Below are 20,264 nucleotides of genomic sequence, written 5' to 3' on the forward strand. Positions count from 1 at the left end.
CATGATACGTAAAATCAGCATCAAATTTCTGATCGGTTTTTTTCTGATTTTTTCGTTTTCTTTTGTCGTGCTTAATCAGACAGTCAAGGAATTTATCCGGACAAGCAATCAGAATTTGGTTACCTCCGAATTGGTCGGACTGAAAAACAATAGCAATGTGTATGTGCGCCAGGCTTTCCTGATTAACCATTTCAGCAGCAATGAGCTGTATTTTGGAGAGATTGCCAGGGAGATAGCAACTGATCTGAACCATACCACGGACAGCAGTGTTGGCGTATATACGGTGAAAGGCAAATTGCTTTATGCCCCGGACAGCTCCTTATTTCAGCAGCAAATGCAAAGCGATCTACAGCAGGCGATTGATGGCAATACAGCGTACAGCATTACTTATAATCGTAATAAGACGACTGTCCTTTTCTCCTATCCGGTTGTTATAGACGGTTCAAAGGTGGGCATACTGCGTTTTTACAAAGATTTCAGCTCACTCTACGAACAAACCGGACAGATTCGGCAGATTACTCTCTATATTGCCTTGGCGATTTTTGCGGCAGCCTTTCTGTTTTCCTATATTCTTTCCAGGCATATTACCATCCCGCTGACCAGACTGACGCAAGCATCCACCGAGGTGAAAAACGGGAATCTGGATATCCGCCTTCATTTTAAACGCAGGGATGAAATTGGCCGATTGGCCGAAAATTTTAATGATATGATTGATCAAATTAGTAGACAGATTCATATTATTGAGAAGGACCGGGACCATTTGAAGCAACTTCACCAGCAGGAAAAGCGCTTTTTTGACAATATTACTCACGAACTGAAAACGCCATTAACCTCCATTTTAGGATATGCAGAGCTGATCAGGCTGAACGGTGAGAAAGATCGTGTTTTTTTTGATAAAGGAATGAATCATATTATCGAGGAGAGCAGGCGCCTACATGCGATGGTGCTAAAACTGCTGGAAGTTTCACGCAAAAATATCATGATCAATGAGCTTGATCGGGTGGATATCGGGCTGATCCTACGGGATGTGTGTGAATCGATGGTGATCCGGGCACAGCGCTATAAAAAGACCATTGAATATGAGATTAGTGAGGAATTGATCATGTTGGCCGATGGGGACAGAATTAGACAGCTGTTCATCAATTTGATAGATAATGCGATAAAATACAGTTTGCCGTTTTCGGCAGTATCGGTAAAAGCGGTGCGGTCAGAAGAAAAGATCCGCTTGATCTTCAGCAATCCAAGCGATCCGATTGAGGCAGAACATCTGTCACGCTTGTTACAACCATTTTACCCGGCTTATTCCGACAGCGCGGAAGAAGGCAGTGTAGGCTTGGGGCTCAGTATTGTGAAATCCATCGTTGAAGAATTTGCAGGTTCCATCATGATTACAAACGAGCATAATGAAACAATCGTAACGGTGGAATTTAAAGCTCTGGAAACCGCGGGGAACGGAGAATAAATAATGGGCAATAAATATAAATATTTTGTAATGCTGCTGGTCGTATCTCTTGTGGTATTACTGCTGTCAGGATGCGGTTCAGAACCAAAAACAGAGACCGTCGTCATCACCGACAGCAATGAAGTTTCCAGTGCCGATCAAAGCTCTCGGCCGTTTCAGGTCCAAAGAATATATCGGCTTCCGGATCGTTTTGTGAATACGGGTCAGCTGCTGGGCTGGTCGTCTGCAGATGCTGTCATCGCTTCGTTCGGAGCCATGACCATACTGAAGCGAGGCACGCTGGAACGTTTAACTTATCCGTATGAGCAGAGCAAGGCCATACCCGGAATCGGCAATGTAACTTCCAATACTATACTTTCTCCCGATGGTAAATATATTTGTGAATTCTCTCGATCTTCCTCGGAGACAACCTTAAAGCTTATTTCCTTGCAGGATGGCAAAGAAAAGGAAATAGACAGGATCAGTACCAGAAACGATTCTTATGTACAATATGTTTCCTGGTCTGCCAACAGTTCGTATATCGGCTACCTGGTAGAAAACCCGGTTGATAATGGAGCTGATAGCCTGTACATCTACGATATGGGGGCTCAAACTTCCAGCAAATATCAGTTAAAAGGTATCCTAAAGGGAGACACGCTTTTGAGTGTTAACATTGCAAATGATGGTCGCAGCGTACTGCTGCAGTTATTTCGTGCAAAACAAGGTCAGAAAAAGGTGCTAACCATGGGGAAGGTTTCCGGGAAGAATATTGAGTTTCAATACGAGCGTCAGTTTGGTGGAGATTCAGTAGCCTGGATGAATAACGACCAGTTTGTGTTTCTCGGAACGGATAGTTCATTGTACGAATATGATCAGCGAAACGGCGAGCTCTCCGTCATTCTGGAAAAAGTGCTTGATTTTGAATTCTCGCCTGACAGGAAAAATATCGCATACACCGTGTATGATCAAAATGTCACTTACGTAGGCAAGGTACAAGGAAGAAATATACTGTACAACGAACCGGTGTATCGCGGAATTTTGCCGACGCATATGTACTGGAATCCGAACAATAAAAGTGTACTGCTTCAAGGACAAAAGCAATTGGATTCCTCGCAGACTGCGCCAACGGATTCTCCTAGCAAGGAGTCATTGATCATTGAATTGAAATAGTGATTAGGATCGCCATATTTGTATATGTCAAAAACCTTATTTCGGTTGTTCAGCCGGAATAAGGTTTTTCTTTTTGCAACCGTTGTGACAATTTGTTTACATGTTGATCAAACTTTAGCGACATCTTTTTTCTATAGTAAGTAAATGAAGCAAGACTATTAGCCTATAAGGACAAGGAATGGACCATAGTGAATGGAAACCGGAATCTGCACCTGAATCAACCCATAAAACGTTATATGACCGGTCTGGATGGGCTAAGGGCCATCTCCGTGCTTGCTGTTATTGCTTATCATCTTCATTTCAGATGGGCAGAGGGTGGGCTGCTGGGAGTGGAGATTTTCTTCGTCCTGTCAGGATATCTGATTACGGATCAGATCCTTTTTGAATGGAGGACGCGCAGCGGTTTTTCTATTGTGCAATTCTGGATAAGACGACTGCGCAGACTACTGCCAGCAATGATCTTTATGATGACTGTAGTGGCATTTTGGTTTTTAATTACCGATTTCTCCAGACTGCAGGAATTAAGAGGAAATTTTGTATCCTCGCTTTTTTACGTAAACAACTGGTATCTCATTTTTCATCATGTTTCCTATTTTGAGAGCTTTGGCCCGCCTTCTCCAATCGGGCACCTCTGGTCGCTTTCCATTGAGGAACAGTTTTACGTAATCTGGCCGCTTGTTCTACTGATCGGTCTGTGCCTTGCACCGCGACGAGGCAGACTGATGTTATACATTCTGGGTTGCGCCGCCGTATCCGCCATAGCAATGGCCGTTATATACGAACCCGGAACAGATCCAAGCAGGGTGTATTACGGGACGGACACGCGGGCGTTTGCCATTTTAATCGGAGCGGCTCTGGCGGTAATCTGGCCCAGCTGGAGACTGAGCGACAATGTATCTTCTTCGTCCCGGACCACGCTGGATATGACTGGCGTACTGGGCATTGTAATGCTGTTTATCCTGATCGGTCAGACCAACCAGTTTGATGATTCGCTGTATCGCGGCGGTTTTCTTTATTTATCACTCATTACTGCAGTTGTTATTGCTGTACTTGTTCATCCGGCCAATCGACTGGAACGATTGCTCGGCTGCCGGCCTCTAAGCTGGATCGGTAAGCGATCTTACAGTCTGTATATATGGCATTATCCGGTCATTATTTTATCAAGTCCCGCGGTAAGTACCGAAGATGCCAGCTATATGCGCATTGCTCTGCAGGTAATGGTCAGTTTCATAATGGCGGGTCTTTCCTACAGATACATCGAAGAGCCCATCCGCCGCGGGACCTTTGGGACCAGCCTAAAATCACTCCGCAGATCAGGCGCTGGCAGCCAACTAGGTCTTGTCGTAATTGTTATCGCCATCATTCTGGTCCTGACATCATGGAAGACGGATTCACCAGATCCTGTACCCGATGCGCCAGCAACTGTAAGCCGGGAATCCGTCCAGACAGAAACGCTGCAATCCGGCTGTTCCGCTGAAAATCATTCCGCTGAAAATACAGGCCATTCCGCAGAAGGAGAGGGGGTCACGGCGATTGGAGATTCTGTCATTCTGGATGCCGCCCCGTTTCTGGAAAAACAGCTTCCCGGTATCATCATAGATGGCAAGGTGGGACGGCAAATGTCACAGGCCGAGGATGTGCTTGATGGCCTGCGGGCACAGGGCAAACTTGGCCATAAAATTATTATTGAACTCGGCACCAACGGCGTTTTTAACCAGAGTCAACTGAAGTCCTTGCTGGCTTCACTGCAGGATTCCCGGCACATTTATCTGATAACGACCAGAGTACCGAGAGGGTGGCAGAATACCGTAAATGACAATCTACGTGAAATTGCTGGTGAATTTCAAAATGTCCGGCTTATCGACTGGTATTCGGCCAGCGAAAACCGCAACGATCTGTTTTATGACGATGGTGTTCATCTTAAACCAGAAGGCGCTCAGTATTATGCCTCGTTTTTGATTGATGCTATCAAACAAGATAAAACCTACTAGCATGTTAAAGGGAAGGATGAACTAGGTATGAACAAAAAAAATGGATGGATGGTAAAAACATTAGGGGGTTTTATGGTTATCCTTATCGCTTTAGGAGCCATCGGCCTCCATATGCACGCAAAGCAAAATTCGGATGATAACGAATCACGCAGCAAGGATTCTTCTCTATACAATCTTGATGCGATGCAGCCCGCTGCACAAAAGCGTGCGGCTTCCAGCACCAGCGGAGAACAAGCTCAACCATCCGCTTCCTTAAACGGCGAGGGCGTCACGATGATTGGAGATTCGGTTACGGTCGGAATTGAGCCTTATTTAAAAGAGCAGCTTCCGAATATGACGGTTGACGGCAAGGTTGGCCGGCAGATGTCTCAAGCTATAAAAGTCATTAATGAATTGTCCGCCCAAGGCAAACTGGGAGACCAGGTCATTATCGAACTCGGCACCAACGGTCCGTTTAGCAAAGACCAACTGCGCGACGTACTGCAATCCCTTTCTGGAGCCAGACAGGTAATCTTGGTTACCACCCGGGTGCCGAAAGGCTGGCAAGACACGGCGAATGACACGATTGCACAGGTCGCTGGTGAATACAGTAACGTCAGCGTGGTGGACTGGTATTCGGCTAGTGTAGGCAAAGATGAATATTTTTATAGAGATGGCGTCCATTTAAAACCAGATGGTAGCCGATACTACACTTCACTTCTCGTAGCAGCCTTGCAAAAATCTTAAATACAGAAAGGGGCAGGGGCGTTCATCATCCAGAAAGGAAGAATGACATGACACAGAGGAAAAAGAGGATATTGACTGTAACATTGTTACTTGTGGTCGCTGCTGTAATCTTTGTCTTTTACTATTTCTTGTCCATTTACAAAGGATTAGAAGGACTTAACAAAACACCGGCAAACTCCTCGTTCATTAAAGTAAGCACCGATAATGCCGAAGCTCTGGAAGCTCCGGAGTGGGAGGGAACCGAGCCTGTCAACATTCTGCTGATGGGTGTGGATGCCCGTGGAAGTGACAAGGGCGAGGTACCCAGATCCGACAGCATGTTGGTCGTTTCATTGAATCCTGCCAATAAGCATATTCATGTATTTTCGATTCTTCGAGACACTTATACGGATATTCCCGGGTACGGCAAAAATCGAATTAATACCGCTGTTACGCATGGGCCAGATACGGCGATGAAAGCAGTCAGCGAATTGCTGGGGGTGCCTGTTCATTTTTATGTATATACGGATTTCCAGGGGTTTATTAAACTCGTGGATGCTGTAGGCGGACTCGATTTTTATGTCGAAAAGGATATGTACTATGAGAGCAAAGCCGATCAGCATGAGTATGATATTAATTTAAAGCAGGGACAGCAGCATTTCGACGGCAAAACGGCGCTTCAATATGTCCGTTTTCGTCATGATGCCATGTCCGATTATTCCAGAACAAAAAGACAGCGGCAATTGATTACGGCATTAGCCGAGAAGGTAAAAACAACGACTTCCATTATGAAGTTTCCTTCCATTCTAGAGGAAATCAGTCCGTATATCGATACCAATTTGTCAGTCTCTGATATGTGGAATTTGGCTTCGGTAGGGTATCAAAGTACATTACAGGGAAATGAACAAATACCGCCAATGAAGCTGTTAAAAGAAACCTATGTTGGCAGAGCGGCTGTTCTGGACGTAAAAAGTCGAACGGATTTGAAGCAATTTGTGCAAAGTATCATAAACTCCGACGCTTCTAACTCGATTACAGACAATCCTTCCGAACAAAAGTAGAAAACAGATTTTGAATAGGATTGGACAATATATAAAATCATCATTTGCCGGACAATAGTCTGTTAAATGCTCTTTGTGAATAAAGAAGAGTACAACATGGTCTTTCGGTTATAAATAGGGGGAAAAAGAATGGGTACAAAACCGATAGTAAAGTTCTGCTTGGCGTTAACCATATCCGCCGCCATGCTTCTGGAGATCACTGCTCCGCACATGGCTATGGCTGATGCTGCACAGCGTGCAAAAAGCACGTTATTGAACGATAAACAGAGTCAACCAACAAAAACAATTTCAACGCAAGGTGAAAATACCCGGACACTGAAATTGGATAACAATGTAGCATCCATGACGAAGAAAAGAACAATTAAAGCTAGATTTAAACTTCCGAAGGGGACCAATATAAAGAAAATACGCTGGACATATGGTGGAAAGCCATTATCGGAATGGAAATCGTACAAGAATGGCGATTATAATGGCGCCCCCTTTATCACAGTTACTCAGATAAAAGCAGAAAACGGAGAAGTCACTGCAAATATCAATTTCGGTCTTGCTTACGGTACGGAGAATCTTGCCGAACCGAGTCTGCAGCGTCCACTGTACGCATCATTGATGGGAACCTATGAACTGGCTGCAGCAGTCAACGGCAAAACCGTTGCCCATGCCCCCATTAAGTTGGTCCCATACGACAGCTTCCGTACCTATGATGAACTGAAGCCGGAGATTGATGCGATTACGGCACAGGCAGCTCAAAAAAACAACAGATACATTAAGACGATATCGATCGGCAAATCCGTTGAAGGCCGCGATATTTATATGACTGTGCTTGCCAAAGATAAAGCAACGATTGACAAATATCAGAATGTAACTCATCCTGACATGCTGAATCATCCTGCAAAGCTGGAGAACGATATTAAATCCGGTGCATTCGGAGATTATCAAGTGCCCATCTGGATCAACAATATTCATCCAAATGAAGCGCCGGGCTTTGATGCGATTATCAATTATTTTAAGACAATGGCCCTCGATAAAAATGTTACGTACAAAACTACCTCGTCCAATGGAAAATCGAGTACGGTAACTCTGAATTTGGATGATGCGCTTGATCATGTATTTTTCCTGTTCCTGTATACGGAGAATCCGGATGGAAGGGTTCATACCGAACGTTCAAATGCTGTCGATTTTGACTTGAATCGGGATAATTCATATCAAACTCAGCCTGAAACACGCAGTATAACAGAGCAAATCGCCAGATGGTCGCCGATTTCTTTCCTAGATCTGCATGGGTTTGATAAGAATTTTCTGATTGAGCCTACCACACCGCCTCACAATCCGAATATTGAATACGATTTGCTTATTGATAACATGGTAGAACAGGCAAAAGTGATGGGTGAAGCAGGTATTGCAAACACGAAGTATGATTACTACCATATTCCTTATGAAGAACATCGTAAAACGGCCGAAAATCCTAAATATGTTTCCAAAGGAACTGCTTCGGGATGGGACGATGCATCTCCAGCCTATACAGCTGTCTTCGCCATGCACCATGGTGCAATGGGACATACGCTGGAAACACCTGAATCGAATGAGGAGTCGACCAAAGCATTGTACTATAGTGTCGCTGCAGCAACCGATTATGTTATGGAAAAGAAAGAAAAGTTATTTTTGAACCAGCTGAAAATATATGAACGTGGAATTAATAATATGGATGATCATGCCGTAGATCGGTATCTAGTCAATGCAAAAAATCAAGTCATTGGCCGCCCGCGTCACGGTAATAAGAAATTTTTCCCTGAATATTACGTTTTGCCGACTGATAAAAGTCTTCAAAAAAATCCGCTGGAAGCCTACCGGATGATTGAATATTTTATCCGCAATGGAGTAAAGGTTGAACGCTCGACAAAAGCTGTAAGTGCTGCTGGCAAGACCTACCCTGCAGGTTCATTTATCATAAATATGCATCAGGCCACACACGGCATTGCAAACATGGTTTTATATGATGGTATTGATGTCTCAGATTATGCTTCCGTAGCTGGCGAGATTGTACAGGACTTTCCAGTCCTACGAGGATTTGAATGTGATGCGATTAGAGAAGCCGGAGTGTTTGCGGGCAAAACTTCTCCGGTGACTTCCGTATCGATTCCGGCAACACAAATGCCGAATCATTCTGCCTATGTTTTAATCCGAAACACCAATAACGATGTCATCAAAACGGTTAATGAATTGCTTAAATCCGGCAAAGTGGTTACAATGCTATCCAAAAGCGGAACAGGATATGAAGCGGGCGACTTTGCAGTGGCTTATGATGATCTGCACCCGCTGGCCTCGAAGTATTATCTTGATGTAACGGCATTCGGCAATAATAGACCTGTTGGCAAAGTTCTTAAACCTTCTACGGTAGCCGCTCTCGGTGAACCAGCTTATGTGCTCAAAAATCTCGGTTTTAAAGTGACCGATGATCAGCAACATGCCGATGTGCTGGTGAATACATTCGATTCCGATAAACTTGTCGAGAAAGGAAAGCCTTACATTGCTTATGGAAATATGGGAATGGATAACGTGAAAAACTCAATTCCTCAATTTGCATTTGCTGGACCGACATGGGAAAGATACGAAGGGGTGTTCCTAGCGAATGTCAAACAGGATAATGTAATTACAGCCCCTTACGCTAACGAAGAATACTTCTATACCGTTACAGGTTCTTACATTACAAAACTACCTAAAGCAGCAAAAGTTCTTGCGACCATAAGTAATAAAGAAAACTTCTTCAAAGCGGGCTGGTGGCCAGGTCACGATGCCGCAAGAGGAAAGATCATGGCCTTCACCTATAAGGAAAACAAAAAGAATCTTACTGTTTTCTCCAATGATCTAACCAATGGCGCTCATTCACAGCAGCAATTCCGACTACTGGCCAATTCAATTTTTAATGCCGTCGCCGGAAAATACTGAGTGACTTTTAATGATATTGCAAACAACCTTATTCCAGTGATCAACTGCGAATAAGGTTGTTTTTGCGATAAAACGGTTTCGCCTACTGTGACATTTTGTTTACAACTTGATCAAACTTTAGCGACATCTGCAGGATATATTGGACTATAGCGTGACATCAATCCTCTGCATAACCAGGTTGATAAAAATGTGAATTCAGTATTTTCAGGGAGGAATGCAAGTTGCTAAGCAGTATAAAGCTGATGAGCAGATTCGTCAGAGAGTATGTGGAGGAGACAAGAATTAAGGATACTGTTTATTCCAAAAGCGTTCGACCCGCACAATGGTTACAACAGCAGCAGTTTTGCTCGTGACGGCCCCGCCGCTAATGGTTCTTGGATCAAGCATTTTCTCGAGCGCCTATCTTCTTAGTGATATCGCGGGAGGTTCGATGTCTGCTCTCGCCTGGGCTCCTGCATTTGTTACTGGTATGGCCATTGGTCGCTTTGCTCTCACCAGGATGCGAACTGCTCTCTTACTCACAGGCAGCGGTATCGTTATGCTTGTTATTCGTACAACACTGGCTGCTTATGTACTTCCGAATTGGAGTCTGCACCTTGAATAATGGCTGGTAAGTGTGCACGGAGCTGCTCCTGCACAGCCGGATGAATACGCAATTTGGCCTCTTATAACGTTAAAAATATTTAGTATCATTCCATCTTATACTTTTAATATTGAGGAAAATATAAGATTCGTATAACAACGTATTTATATAAAGATATAAAAATTGGAAAGAAGGCGGTTCTATGAAAAAACACATGTTGATTTTATTGCTATTGGCCTTATCGGCCAGTTCTTTATCAGCGTCCTTTGTTCAAGCAGAAGAGGCGCAGCAGCAGTCTTCCAATACAAGTGTGAAATTAACACTGAGTCAAGCCCAGCAATGGGCACGATCAAATAGCTTTAGCTTGAAGGAAGCCCAGCAAACGATAGATCGTAACCGGATTAACCTAAAAAATGCAGGTAAGAATTTGGATTTTATTCCGGCAGGTACAGGCAACGGTGAGGAAGATGCGGCTAGTAGCTCAGCTTGGAAGGGGTATGCCTCATCGACGGTTTCTTATCTCGAATCCAAGAAGCAAATCGAGCTAGCCCAAGATCAGACAGACTACATTACAATGAAAAACTATTATGATGTACTTCTGGCTGATAACAAAGTGAAGAGCAGTGAGGATGCACTTACGCTTGCGTTATTGGAGGAAAAAGCTGCTGAGGCGAAAGCCAACCGTGGGAAAATTTCTCCAGGTGATCAAAGCACCATTATTCAGAATCGACTAGAAGCACAAAAGAATGTAGAGATTGCAAAAGCTGCGCTTCGAAAAGCGATGGATTCACTAAATACGCAAATGGGGCAACCTCAAGGTACGGTGTATGAACTGGTTGATCGACCTGTTTACCGGAAGATGGATAACACGAATTTAGATACGCTTGTGACGCGTGCCATCTCGGCGAGTCCTTCGGTATGGAGGCAGGAGGAGGCTGTCAAGCTGGCAAAGATGGAAGTTAAATATTACACGTGGAACTCAGGAAATGATGATTATGAAATTAAACAGATTGAAGTAGATTCAGCAGAAGGCGGATTGGAAAATACCAAGGACCAATTAGCAGAAACACTGAAGAGTATGTACTTTAACTTACAGCAGAGTTATGAACAATACGAACAAATGCAAAGTAATCTGCAGAACACTAATAAAGTATTAGATATATCTCGTAAAAAAAAGGAACGAGGATTTGCTACAGGTACAGAGGTCGCCACGAATCAGTTAAAAGTGAAGCAAATTGAACGGAATAAGGATGAACTAATTGTTCAAATGACAATGCTGCAACATGCTTTAAACAAGCCGTGGAGCGTATAGGTTTTAGAAAAAATACATTTTAAGGGGATATAACATTGTCGGAAACAGAAAAGAAAGATGCTTTGCAAGTGTTAAGAAGGAAAAAAAGATTGAAAGGGATCATAGGTATTCTTGTCTTGGTTATTATAGCGGGAATTGGAAGTTTTGTTTATATGAAAAAGGGGCAGGAAAAGCCCGTGGAGAGTCCTGTGAACCAGATCGTACAGGTACAGAAAACAAACATGACCGAGTCGCTTAAAGTGACTGGGACCGTTCAGGCATCTAAGGAAGTGAATATTAATTTTACAAATGTCGAGGGTGCCAAGCTCATTGCTGTCAATGTCAAAGCAGGAGATAGTGTCAAGGCTGGTCAGGTGCTGGCTCGTTTGGATGATTCCGATTCCAGGTTACAAATTAAAAATGCTGAGTCCAATGTAGCGATAGCCCGAGCCAAGCTGGAGGAAACCAAGCGTGGACCGAAGTCCAGTGATATTGAGCTCCAGAAGGCAAATGTCTTAAAGGCACAGATGGCGATTAAAACAGCCAAGGACGGGATGGATTTAGAGGAAGCCACTGCACAAAAAGAGGCGGCCAAGGTGACTTTGGATAAAGCACAAAAGGATTATGATGACCAGGTTTATCTAGTTCAGAATGATGCAGCTGCAGAAAGTGACCTGGCGACGGCCAAGCAAAACCTGGATAAGGAAAAATTGGATATGAATAATGTTGAACTTCAATATAAAAAGGCAAAGAACCGCCAAGCTCAGGCGATTGAGGAGGCGGAAATGGGCTATAAAACAGCTTTAATACAATTAAGAGCTGCACAGTCCCCGCCTGATGCTTCCAACATTCAATCCGCACAGGCTTCTTTACAACAGGCGGAAACGGAATTGGAACAGAAGAAAAGTGTCCTGAACAAATTACAGGCTACAGCGCCATGGGATGGAATAATCATGAAGGTCAACGGCGATGTGGGTACCAGTCCTACAGCACCTTTTATTGTTATGAACAACTCTAATACAGGCATTATGAAGGTTAGTGCCAAGGTTAACGAAAGTGACATTGCTAAAATGAGGACTGGGCTTCAGGCTACGATGCACACAAGTTCATTCCCGGACAAACAATTTAAAGGCAAAGTCCTCTTTGTATCTCCAGAGCCGGTTACTGAATCCAATGTGACTACATACAAAATTGAATTATCTTTAGATAGCCAAAAAATAAAGCTACAGTCAGGGATGAATATAGATGTATCGCTCCAGTTGGCTGAGCACAAAGATACGCTTACAGTGCCACTGTTCGCATTGAGATCCGAAGGTGGAGTGGATGGAGTATATGTAGCGAAGAACCCGGCTAACCCTGCAGATTATGAATTCAGGCCAGTGAAGCTAGGTGTCTATACAGCGGATCAGGCCGAAATCAAGTCCGGTGTCAAGGAAGGCGAGACCATTGTTATTCCACCTCAGAGTGGTAGTGCTGGTTCCAATGGCAGTCAAGAGGGTCAAGACCCTGATGGGGGTCAGGCACAATGAGAGAAAATCAATCCCATAAAGTTGTTATCGAAATTAAAGAACTGAAAAAAATGTATGAGGTAGGCGGTCAGAAGATTCAGGCTCTGCGCAGTGTTAATTTATCTATTAGCGAAGGTGAATTTGTTGCCATTATGGGACCTTCTGGTTCGGGCAAGTCTACCATGATGAATGTCATTGGTTGTCTTGATCATCCCGATACCGGAGAGTACTACCTGGATGGGTACTCCATATTGGATGCTCGTGAGAACGAGCTTTCGGAGATTCGAAATCAGAAACTGGGTTTTGTGTTTCAGAAATTCTATCTACTTCCCCGAACTACAGCATTAGCAAATGTAGAGCTACCTATGATGTATGCAGGTATACCTGCCAAGGAACGCCGGGAACGAGCCGTGGAGGCACTACGTAGCGTTGGTCTTGCAGAACGAATGTATAACAAGCCTAATGAGCTTTCTGGTGGTCAGCAGCAACGTGTCTCCATTGCCCGAGCATTGGTGAATAATCCTGTTATTCTGCTGGCGGATGAGCCTACGGGAGCACTGGATACGAAGACGAGCGTCGAGATTATGGAGCTGTTCCAAGGCTTGAATGAGCTGGGAAAAACCATCGTCTTGGTCACGCATGAGCTGGAAATTGCTGAATATGCCAAACGATTGATTAGTTTTCGGGATGGTAATATTGAACGAGATGAGCGTATTACGAATAGACGAATTTCATCAAGGATGGTAAGCCTATGAATTTGATGGAAACAATCCGTGTATCTATGAATAGCTTAACCACCAACAAGATGCGCTCATTTTTAACGATACTCGGTATTATTATTGGGGTAGCGGCGGTTATTGCCATTATGGCAATCGGAAATGGATCTAAGGCCAGTATTAAGGAGGAAATCGACAAATTAGGAAATAACGTGCTTATGGTTGCTCCAGCCATGCCAATGACTGAAGAAGAAGTCATTGTGAGCAACTTGGCCTCATTTACGTGGGCTGATATCGAGGCGTTGGAACAAAAGAAGTCTATAGATGCATTAATGCCAAATATAACGAGCAATTCAAAAGCTACGTGGGGGCGATATAACTATAACGCCACTATTGTAGGGACTTCCGCTTCATTCTATAAGGTCAAAAAGGTTTCCTTTGCCGAGGGTAGAACATTTACCAACGATGAGATGGATAAACGCATGAATGTCGCCGTCCTTGAAAGCCAAGCGGTTCAACGTCTTTTTGGTGGAGATACCCAAAATGTATTAGGACGAACGTTTCAAGTTAAACAGATCCCTTTCAAAGTGATCGGAGTATTGGATACTCAGCCAGTTACGAACTTAAGCTACGGTAGTGATGATCAAATTTATATCCCTGCTACCACTATGATGAACCGTTTGGGTGAGAAGAATATTGTCACTCTGGATGTGTCCGCCAAGTCACCAGCTTTGATGGATCAGGCTCATTCAGACATATTGGAAAGCTTGCGTGTGACGCACCAGCTAAAACCTTCAGAACCGGATCAATTTCAAGTTACAAGTCTGTCCGAAGCAGTAGGTGCAGCTTTCGGTGTAGATAAAATCATGAGCAACTTGCTGGGAGGTGTAGCCGCGATATCGCTCGTGGTAGGGGGAATCGGAATTATGAATATTATGATGGTTTCAGTTATAGAGCGTACGAGAGAAATCGGGATTCGAAAAGCTATCGGTGCCAAGCCAAGAGATATTATGATTCAATTTCTGTCAGAAGCAGTTATCTTCGGTCTAATGGGTGGTATCCTCGGGGTTGTTACTGGTATAGCAGCATCCAAAATAATTGAAGCAACTTCTCATATGGCCATTCAATTTACGGTCTCGCCTATCATATATTCGTTTCTCAGCTCCGCAGGTACAGGCATTCTATTCGGGGTATATCCAGCTTATAAAGCAGCAAGCTTGAAGCCTATAGATGCATTGAGATACGAATAATTTTATTGGCACATGGTCGCAAAATAAAACGTAAACTGCTTCTAGATTTTGGAGAAACATATACTATTGAAAAAAGCTATACGCATAATAGAACCAGAGCTCATCGGATTAAGAGAAGAAGACTACTGTTTATTATTATCATTTGTATTGTTCTAAATATTTTAAAACTCTCTGACATCTTCAGTAGTAAACCACAGCCAGTAAAAACGATTGAATTTGCAGAAAAAATAAAAACAGTATCAACCGACAAATTAAATAACGAATCCAAAGGGAGCGAATCCTCTCTAAAAAATGTTACTGATATTGAAGATGCAGCCATTTGTTGAAAAGTACTTGAATCAGCAAATGCTCGTCCAAAAGCCTGAGGAGACAGATGATAAAAATTTCTATGTTATTTATGTCAAGAGAACACTGTAACCAAACAGAACGGAAGGAATAAGCAAAATATGGACATTAAAGATTTAGAGGATCTATTTTTATCTTATAAATCAGAACTCTTTGGAAATCCTTGAGAATAGTGCATAACAAACAGGATGCCGAAGATTTGTTGCACGAATGCTTTAATTCGGTTTATAAGTGCTTCCCTTGACTGGCCCAAAGATCGTATCCGTTTTATCTTTTGAGAATTGCCAAAAATCTTGCTATAGATTTATTAAGAAATGAAAAAAGATGGGAGGATACTCTTCACATAGAGAACTAATTGATTATCACTGGGATACCCTGGATTTGAAAATTCGAGAGGAAGTCGATCGGATTTTTTTGATGGTAAGTAATGACTAGCAAAGGACTGTACTTAATTACGCCTAGTCCAAGGATACTCCATAAAAGAAATAGCTAATAATTTTAAACAAGAGTGAAGCTTCTGTGAAGTCGTTGCTGCACAGAGCTTCTTTTCAAGCACTAATCCTTAAATTTCTTTTTATTGTTGGGACTTTTTGGACCTGTCTGATTTCAATGCGCAGGTCAGGTGTCGGGCACCCAGGCAGGCCTTTCCGTAATCGTTATTGCCTTTGTTTTGATTCTGGCTTCATGGAAGACGGATACGTCAAAGCCCGACCTTTGCCTGATGCGCCGGCCGCTGTAAGCCAGGAACCGGTCCAGACGGAAAAGCTATGCTTCCGTAGTAGGTGAGATTGTGCAGGATTTCCTGGATCTGCGCGGTTTTGAACGTGATGCGGTTAAAGAAGCTGGCGTATTTGCGGACAAAACCTCTCCGGTAACAGAGATGCTGTATCATTCCATCTATGTGTTAATCCGAAATACAAATAACGAAGCCATCTAAGTGGTCAATGAACTGCTAAAAAAAAGAATAAACGTCACCATGCTTATGAAGAGCGGAGCCGGTTATGAAGCCGGTGACTTCGCAGTGGCTTATGACGATCTGCATCCGCTGGCAGCCAAATACTATCTTGATATAACGGCATTCGGCAATAACAGACCCGTTGGCAAAGTTCTTAAACCTTCTAATGTGAAAAACCGGGTTCCTCAATTTGCGCTTGCTGAACCGACGTGGGAAAGATGCTAAGGGGTCTTCCTGGCAAATGTCAAACAGGATCATGTGATTACAGCCCCTTACGATAATGAAGAATACTTCTACACCATTTCAGGTTCTTACATTACGAAACTACCTAAAGCCGCAAAAGTTCTTGCAACCATTAGTAATAAAGAAAACTTCTTCAAAGCGGGCTGGTGGCCAGGTCACGATGCCGCAAGAGGAAAGATCATGGCCTTCACCTATAAGGAAAACAAAAAGAATCTTACTGTTTTCTCCAATGATCTAACCAATGGCGCTCATTCACAGCAGCAATTCCGACTACTGGCCAATTCAATTTTTAATGCCGTCGCCGGAAAATACTGAGTGACTTTTAATGATATTGCAAACAACCTTATTCCAGTGATCAACTGCGAATAAGGTTGTTTTTGCGATAAAACGGTTTCGCCTACTGTGACATTTTGTTTACAACTTGATCAAACTTTAGCGACATCTGCAGGATATATTGGACTATAGCGTGACATCAATCCTCTGCATAACCAGGTTGATAAAAATGTGAATTCAGTATTTTCAGGGAGGAATGCAAGTTGCTAAGCAGTATAAAGCTGATGAGCAGATTCGTCAGAGAGTATGAGGGAGAGGAAAATATTAAAAAACGAGCTTCTTCCGTAAACAGCCAGTTGAATGAAAATCAAGTAGATGAAAAGACGGTTGCTAATAAATTGGATGAAAAAGCAGTAGATACAGCAGGTATATCCAATACATCCTACGACGGTACACAAAGCGATATTCCTTCTCGAAGCTCTGTAGAAGAGTCGAGGAGAAGGCGGGGCACCGGGCGTCTTGTAGCACTTGATGCAGTACGAGGACTGGCGGTGCTGGGAATGTACTTGCAGCACTTCGGATCGAACCCAAACGTTTCTGCGATTGTTTCCGGAAACACGACACTATTATTCGTATTGTGCGGGGGTATATCTTATTCCATTATGGCACAGCGCATGATGGATCGGGGAGCGGATACGGCCGCTTTCCGTGCGCGAATGCTGGCACGCGCCGTATTTGTTGATATTATCGGATATTTGCTTATTATGCTGAACACTCCATATGGTGTCATTTTGCCTGCCTATGCAGCTATGTTTGTGTTGGCACTAATGTTATTTCGCCGTTCGACCCGCACAATTGTTACAACAGCAGCAGTTTTGCTCGTGACGGCCCCGCCACTAATGATTCTTGGATCAAGCATTTTCTCGAAAGCTTATCTTCTTAGTGATATCGCGGGAGGTCCGATGTCAGCTCTCGCCTTGACTCCTGCATTTGTTGCCGGCATGGCCATTGGCCGCTTTGACCTCACCAGGATACGCACAGCTCTCATACTCGCAGGCAGCGGTATTGTTATGCTTGTGATAGGCAAAACGCTGGCCACTTTTGTGCTTCCAGGTTGGAGCCTTCGTTTTGAACAATGGCTGATCAGCGCACAGGGAATTGCTCCTATGCAGCCGGATGAATACGCAATTTGGCCGCTTAACACGGAACCACCGATGTGGCATATGCTTTTGCAGTCGGCTCCGCACACCGCTTCGTCATTCCAGACGATTATAGGCCTGGGAATCTCGTTTCTGGTATTGGGACTGGCATGCTTCGTGACGAAGAAATTTTCCGCTGTATTAATGCCTTTTGCGGCAGTCGGGCGCGTGGCGCTGACCATGTATGCCATTCAGTTTGTGGTGGTCTGGATTCTTGATCTGATAGGAATCGGGCATAGTCTCGAAGGCGTTCCGTTCGGCGACCTGATTATCGGAGTGGCGGCACTACTGCTGGGCTGGCTGATTGCGCGGCTTCCTGTCGGCCCGCTTGAAGGACTGATGCGCCGTTTTGACCGAGTATTCAGTCCTACCCAACCAGTCTCACAAACAGTAAAGTAGATAGCCTTCTTGATACTCTATATTTATAGTCATAGAAAGTGCCGGGTTATAATTAAAACGGACTGATCAAACAGGATACCAGATAAAGAGAATACAGTCCGATTTTCGGTATTCATCGGCTCTGATCATGGTGCCTAGATAAACTGAGCTATAAGATGATCATTGAACAGAATTGAAAAGAGAAACTAATCATGAAAATAATAGAAAATATTAATATTTAATTTCTCGGAAGGGGTGGGTTCAATTGTGAACCCACCCCTTTTTCATTGAGTACAGTTATGGGTCTTTCTGTAAACAAAATCACTAATTTGTCCGATACATACATAAGGATGATTTACTGTTAAATATACCCTTGAAAATTATGATTTCACATATCATTAAAATTAGACTTCGGTTTAAGATAACCAACTAATTGAGGCGTGCAGCCTATGTAAATGTGACGACTAGAAAGGAGATAGAGCGTGAATCGTGAAGAGGTCTTTCGACATTTTAAAAATGAGATCTATGAACCCCTAAAGCATCGAATGTTATTCGCATTGGAAGCCTCTTTTCAAAATCGTAAGCATGCTTTAGCCAAGACATTTTGCAATTCACTGGAGCAGATATTTGAGAAAGTCAAGTTGATGCAGCAAGAAGGTGATAAACACGCCTTGGGATATATATCTTATTCCATGCTTCGTACCGAATTAGCAAACGGAAGGGCGACCTATTTGGTGGAGGCGATGGATAAGAGATGGTTTATGGATCGCCATACTTGCCGGGATACTTATGATGCAGAATGGGCCTTTTGCTATTTGGACGAGTGGGAGACTGAATTAAGCAAGCACGCTAAGAAATATGGTGGAAGAATCGGATTAGATGATATTCAGAGGATGAAATTGCACGTGGCAGTATATATTCATCAATATATCATTGCCTTGGCACGTTTTAGTATAACGGAAGAATGGCTGGATGAAATTCAATTTGCCCATGAAATTCAGTTGGAAGATGTGTTTGAACTGAGAATCGGAGAGTATTTAGACCAAAGTGAAGTCGTCTATAAACGAGATGTGCGTATCAAAAATTCCACTATGATTAAAGACTGGCTAGAGGAAAAAAAGCCCTACGACTACATACATGAAGTTTTCCGCAAGATCGATGGGTCTCAAGGAAATTATGAGAGAATACGTCTGCAATATGCCGATTTGAGTGAAAGTTCTTTTATCAATGGTGTTTTTACAGGAGGAAATTTGATTGGCTCCTGTTGGAATAAAGCATGTTTAATAGAAGCTGACTTTAGCGATTGTTTGATTCAAGAAGCCTGTTTTGAAAAAGCCAACTTAAGAGGAACGTCTTTTCGAGATGCAGTAGCTGTACCTGGAATATACCAGTCTGAACGATGGGAAAGACCTGGTTTTCAACCCGTAAGTTTTGCAGGAGCAGATCTTACAGGAGCCAAATTTCAGGGCGCTTACTTACAGAATGCTGATTTCACCGGGGCTATATTGCAGGGGGCCGACTTCATTGGTGCAGCTATAGAGGGGGCCTGTTTCAAAGGGGCGGTGCTGGATGGAACCCGATTTAGTTTAGGGATGCATCCAGTTGCCCGGGATCTAACTTCATTTGGATGAAACCATGTAGGACAGGCGCAATGGAAGGGACGTGGCATAGTGGAGTATTTTCTTTGTCAACATGATGATCGGATGTTGTATTCTGCTGTTCCCATATGGGACGAAGAGGCCAATGCAGAGATGGTAAATATTAATAATTGGACGGAATGGCCCTTTTCTTATGCTGCACAGTTTAAGGTCAAGGGTCACGATTACACGGTTTACCCTGATATTCTGATGGGTTCGAGGATGGTGGTATCTGATTCTGTACATGAGTTGTTACAGGTCTATACGCCGAGCCTCTTCAGTCGTATGGCTTTGTTTCGGGATATGGAACGTTCTCAGCAAAAGTTGTACTGGATGATTCAGCCCCCTTTAGTGAACTGTGTAGGTGAGCTAAGTACATTTCATCCCGGAGGAACATTGATGAAGTTGGTAGTAGATCGAGAGCGCACCGAGGGAAGGCCCTTATTGCAAGTTCAAGGTTTGCGTGAAACCTGTACATTAGTAAATTTGGCATTAGCAGAAAGTCTGTTGCGGAGGGGAACGAGTGGTATCTCCTTTCAGGAAGTCGATATGCAGTAACGAAATGGGAGGAGATA

18 protein-coding genes are annotated in these 20,264 nt (G+C 43.5%); all 18 read left to right on the top strand.

The window, feature by feature from the left end; genetic code table 11:
- Nucleotide 1: 1 nt before the first annotated feature.
- The 18 genes from NSS66_RS17155 (at nucleotide 2) to NSS66_RS17240 (ending at nucleotide 20,247) form a co-directional block, all read left to right on the top strand.
- Nucleotides 2-1,462, top strand: coding sequence for a sensor histidine kinase (locus NSS66_RS17155; protein WP_279835041.1), 1,461 nt, complete (start codon nucleotides 2-4; stop codon nucleotides 1,460-1,462).
- Nucleotides 1,463-1,465: 3 nt separating this feature from the next.
- Nucleotides 1,466-2,611, top strand: a complete 1,146-nt coding sequence (locus tag NSS66_RS17160) for a hypothetical protein (protein ID WP_340959432.1) — start codon at nucleotides 1,466-1,468, stop codon at nucleotides 2,609-2,611.
- A 188-nt stretch (nucleotides 2,612-2,799) separates the two neighbouring features.
- Nucleotides 2,800-4,602, top strand: coding sequence for an acyltransferase family protein (locus NSS66_RS17165; RefSeq protein ID WP_340959433.1), 1,803 nt, complete (start codon nucleotides 2,800-2,802; stop codon nucleotides 4,600-4,602).
- A 27-nt stretch (nucleotides 4,603-4,629) separates the two neighbouring features.
- Nucleotides 4,630-5,328 (top strand): SGNH/GDSL hydrolase family protein, encoded by a 699-nt coding sequence (locus NSS66_RS17170; RefSeq protein ID WP_028541104.1) that lies wholly within the window; start codon nucleotides 4,630-4,632, stop codon nucleotides 5,326-5,328.
- Between the two features lie 47 nt (nucleotides 5,329-5,375).
- Nucleotides 5,376-6,368: an LCP family protein gene (locus NSS66_RS17175; protein WP_028541103.1), complete on the top strand. Its 993-nt coding sequence runs from the start codon at nucleotides 5,376-5,378 to the stop codon at nucleotides 6,366-6,368.
- Between the two features lie 129 nt (nucleotides 6,369-6,497).
- A complete protein-coding gene (locus NSS66_RS17180; RefSeq protein ID WP_340959434.1) occupies nucleotides 6,498-9,311 on the top strand; it encodes a M14 family metallopeptidase in 2,814 nt (937 codons plus the stop codon).
- A 430-nt stretch (nucleotides 9,312-9,741) separates the two neighbouring features.
- Nucleotides 9,742-9,915 carry a hypothetical protein gene (locus NSS66_RS17185; RefSeq protein ID WP_264454219.1) on the top strand — a complete coding sequence of 58 codons (174 nt, stop codon included), beginning with the start codon at nucleotides 9,742-9,744 and terminating at the stop codon, nucleotides 9,913-9,915.
- Nucleotides 9,916-10,096: 181 nt separating this feature from the next.
- Entirely contained in the window at nucleotides 10,097-11,206 is a 1,110-nt protein-coding gene (locus tag NSS66_RS17190; RefSeq protein WP_340959436.1) for a TolC family protein, read from the top strand.
- Nucleotides 11,207-11,241: 35 nt separating this feature from the next.
- Nucleotides 11,242-12,714, top strand: coding sequence for an efflux RND transporter periplasmic adaptor subunit (locus tag NSS66_RS17195; RefSeq protein WP_076265437.1), 1,473 nt, complete (start codon nucleotides 11,242-11,244; stop codon nucleotides 12,712-12,714).
- A complete protein-coding gene (locus NSS66_RS17200; RefSeq protein WP_053324566.1) occupies nucleotides 12,711-13,448 on the top strand; it encodes an ABC transporter ATP-binding protein in 738 nt (245 codons plus the stop codon). The genes NSS66_RS17195 and NSS66_RS17200 overlap by 4 nt, the downstream gene beginning before the upstream one ends.
- On the top strand, nucleotides 13,445-14,659 hold the full coding sequence (locus tag NSS66_RS17205) for an ABC transporter permease (protein WP_053324567.1): 1,215 nt from the start codon (nucleotides 13,445-13,447) through the stop codon (nucleotides 14,657-14,659). The genes NSS66_RS17200 and NSS66_RS17205 overlap by 4 nt, the downstream gene beginning before the upstream one ends.
- Nucleotides 14,660-14,664: 5 nt before the next feature.
- Nucleotides 14,665-14,985, top strand: a complete 321-nt coding sequence (locus NSS66_RS17210) for a hypothetical protein (protein WP_209435650.1) — start codon at nucleotides 14,665-14,667, stop codon at nucleotides 14,983-14,985.
- Between the two features lie 809 nt (nucleotides 14,986-15,794).
- The gene (locus tag NSS66_RS17215; protein WP_218639123.1) at nucleotides 15,795-15,941 is read left to right on the top strand and encodes a hypothetical protein; all 147 of its coding nucleotides are present in this window, start codon (nucleotides 15,795-15,797) and stop codon (nucleotides 15,939-15,941) included.
- 39 nt (nucleotides 15,942-15,980) lie between these two features.
- A complete protein-coding gene (locus tag NSS66_RS17220) occupies nucleotides 15,981-16,184 on the top strand; it encodes a hypothetical protein (protein WP_139116824.1) in 204 nt (67 codons plus the stop codon).
- 33 nt (nucleotides 16,185-16,217) lie between these two features.
- Entirely contained in the window at nucleotides 16,218-16,517 is a 300-nt protein-coding gene (locus tag NSS66_RS17225) for a hypothetical protein (RefSeq protein WP_340959438.1), read from the top strand.
- Between the two features lie 221 nt (nucleotides 16,518-16,738).
- Nucleotides 16,739-18,073 (top strand): DUF418 domain-containing protein, encoded by a 1,335-nt coding sequence (locus tag NSS66_RS17230; RefSeq protein WP_340959439.1) that lies wholly within the window; start codon nucleotides 16,739-16,741, stop codon nucleotides 18,071-18,073.
- A 461-nt stretch (nucleotides 18,074-18,534) separates the two neighbouring features.
- Nucleotides 18,535-19,683 (top strand): pentapeptide repeat-containing protein, encoded by a 1,149-nt coding sequence (locus tag NSS66_RS17235; RefSeq protein ID WP_076317397.1) that lies wholly within the window; start codon nucleotides 18,535-18,537, stop codon nucleotides 19,681-19,683.
- A 120-nt stretch (nucleotides 19,684-19,803) separates the two neighbouring features.
- Nucleotides 19,804-20,247 carry a hypothetical protein gene (locus NSS66_RS17240; protein WP_340959440.1) on the top strand — a complete coding sequence of 148 codons (444 nt, stop codon included), beginning with the start codon at nucleotides 19,804-19,806 and terminating at the stop codon, nucleotides 20,245-20,247.
- The last annotated feature ends 17 nt before the right edge of the window (nucleotides 20,248-20,264 follow it).

Source organism: Paenibacillus sp. FSL R10-2748, from assembly GCF_038005565.1.
Taxonomy (GTDB): Bacteria; Bacillota; Bacilli; order Paenibacillales; family Paenibacillaceae; genus Paenibacillus; species Paenibacillus polymyxa_B.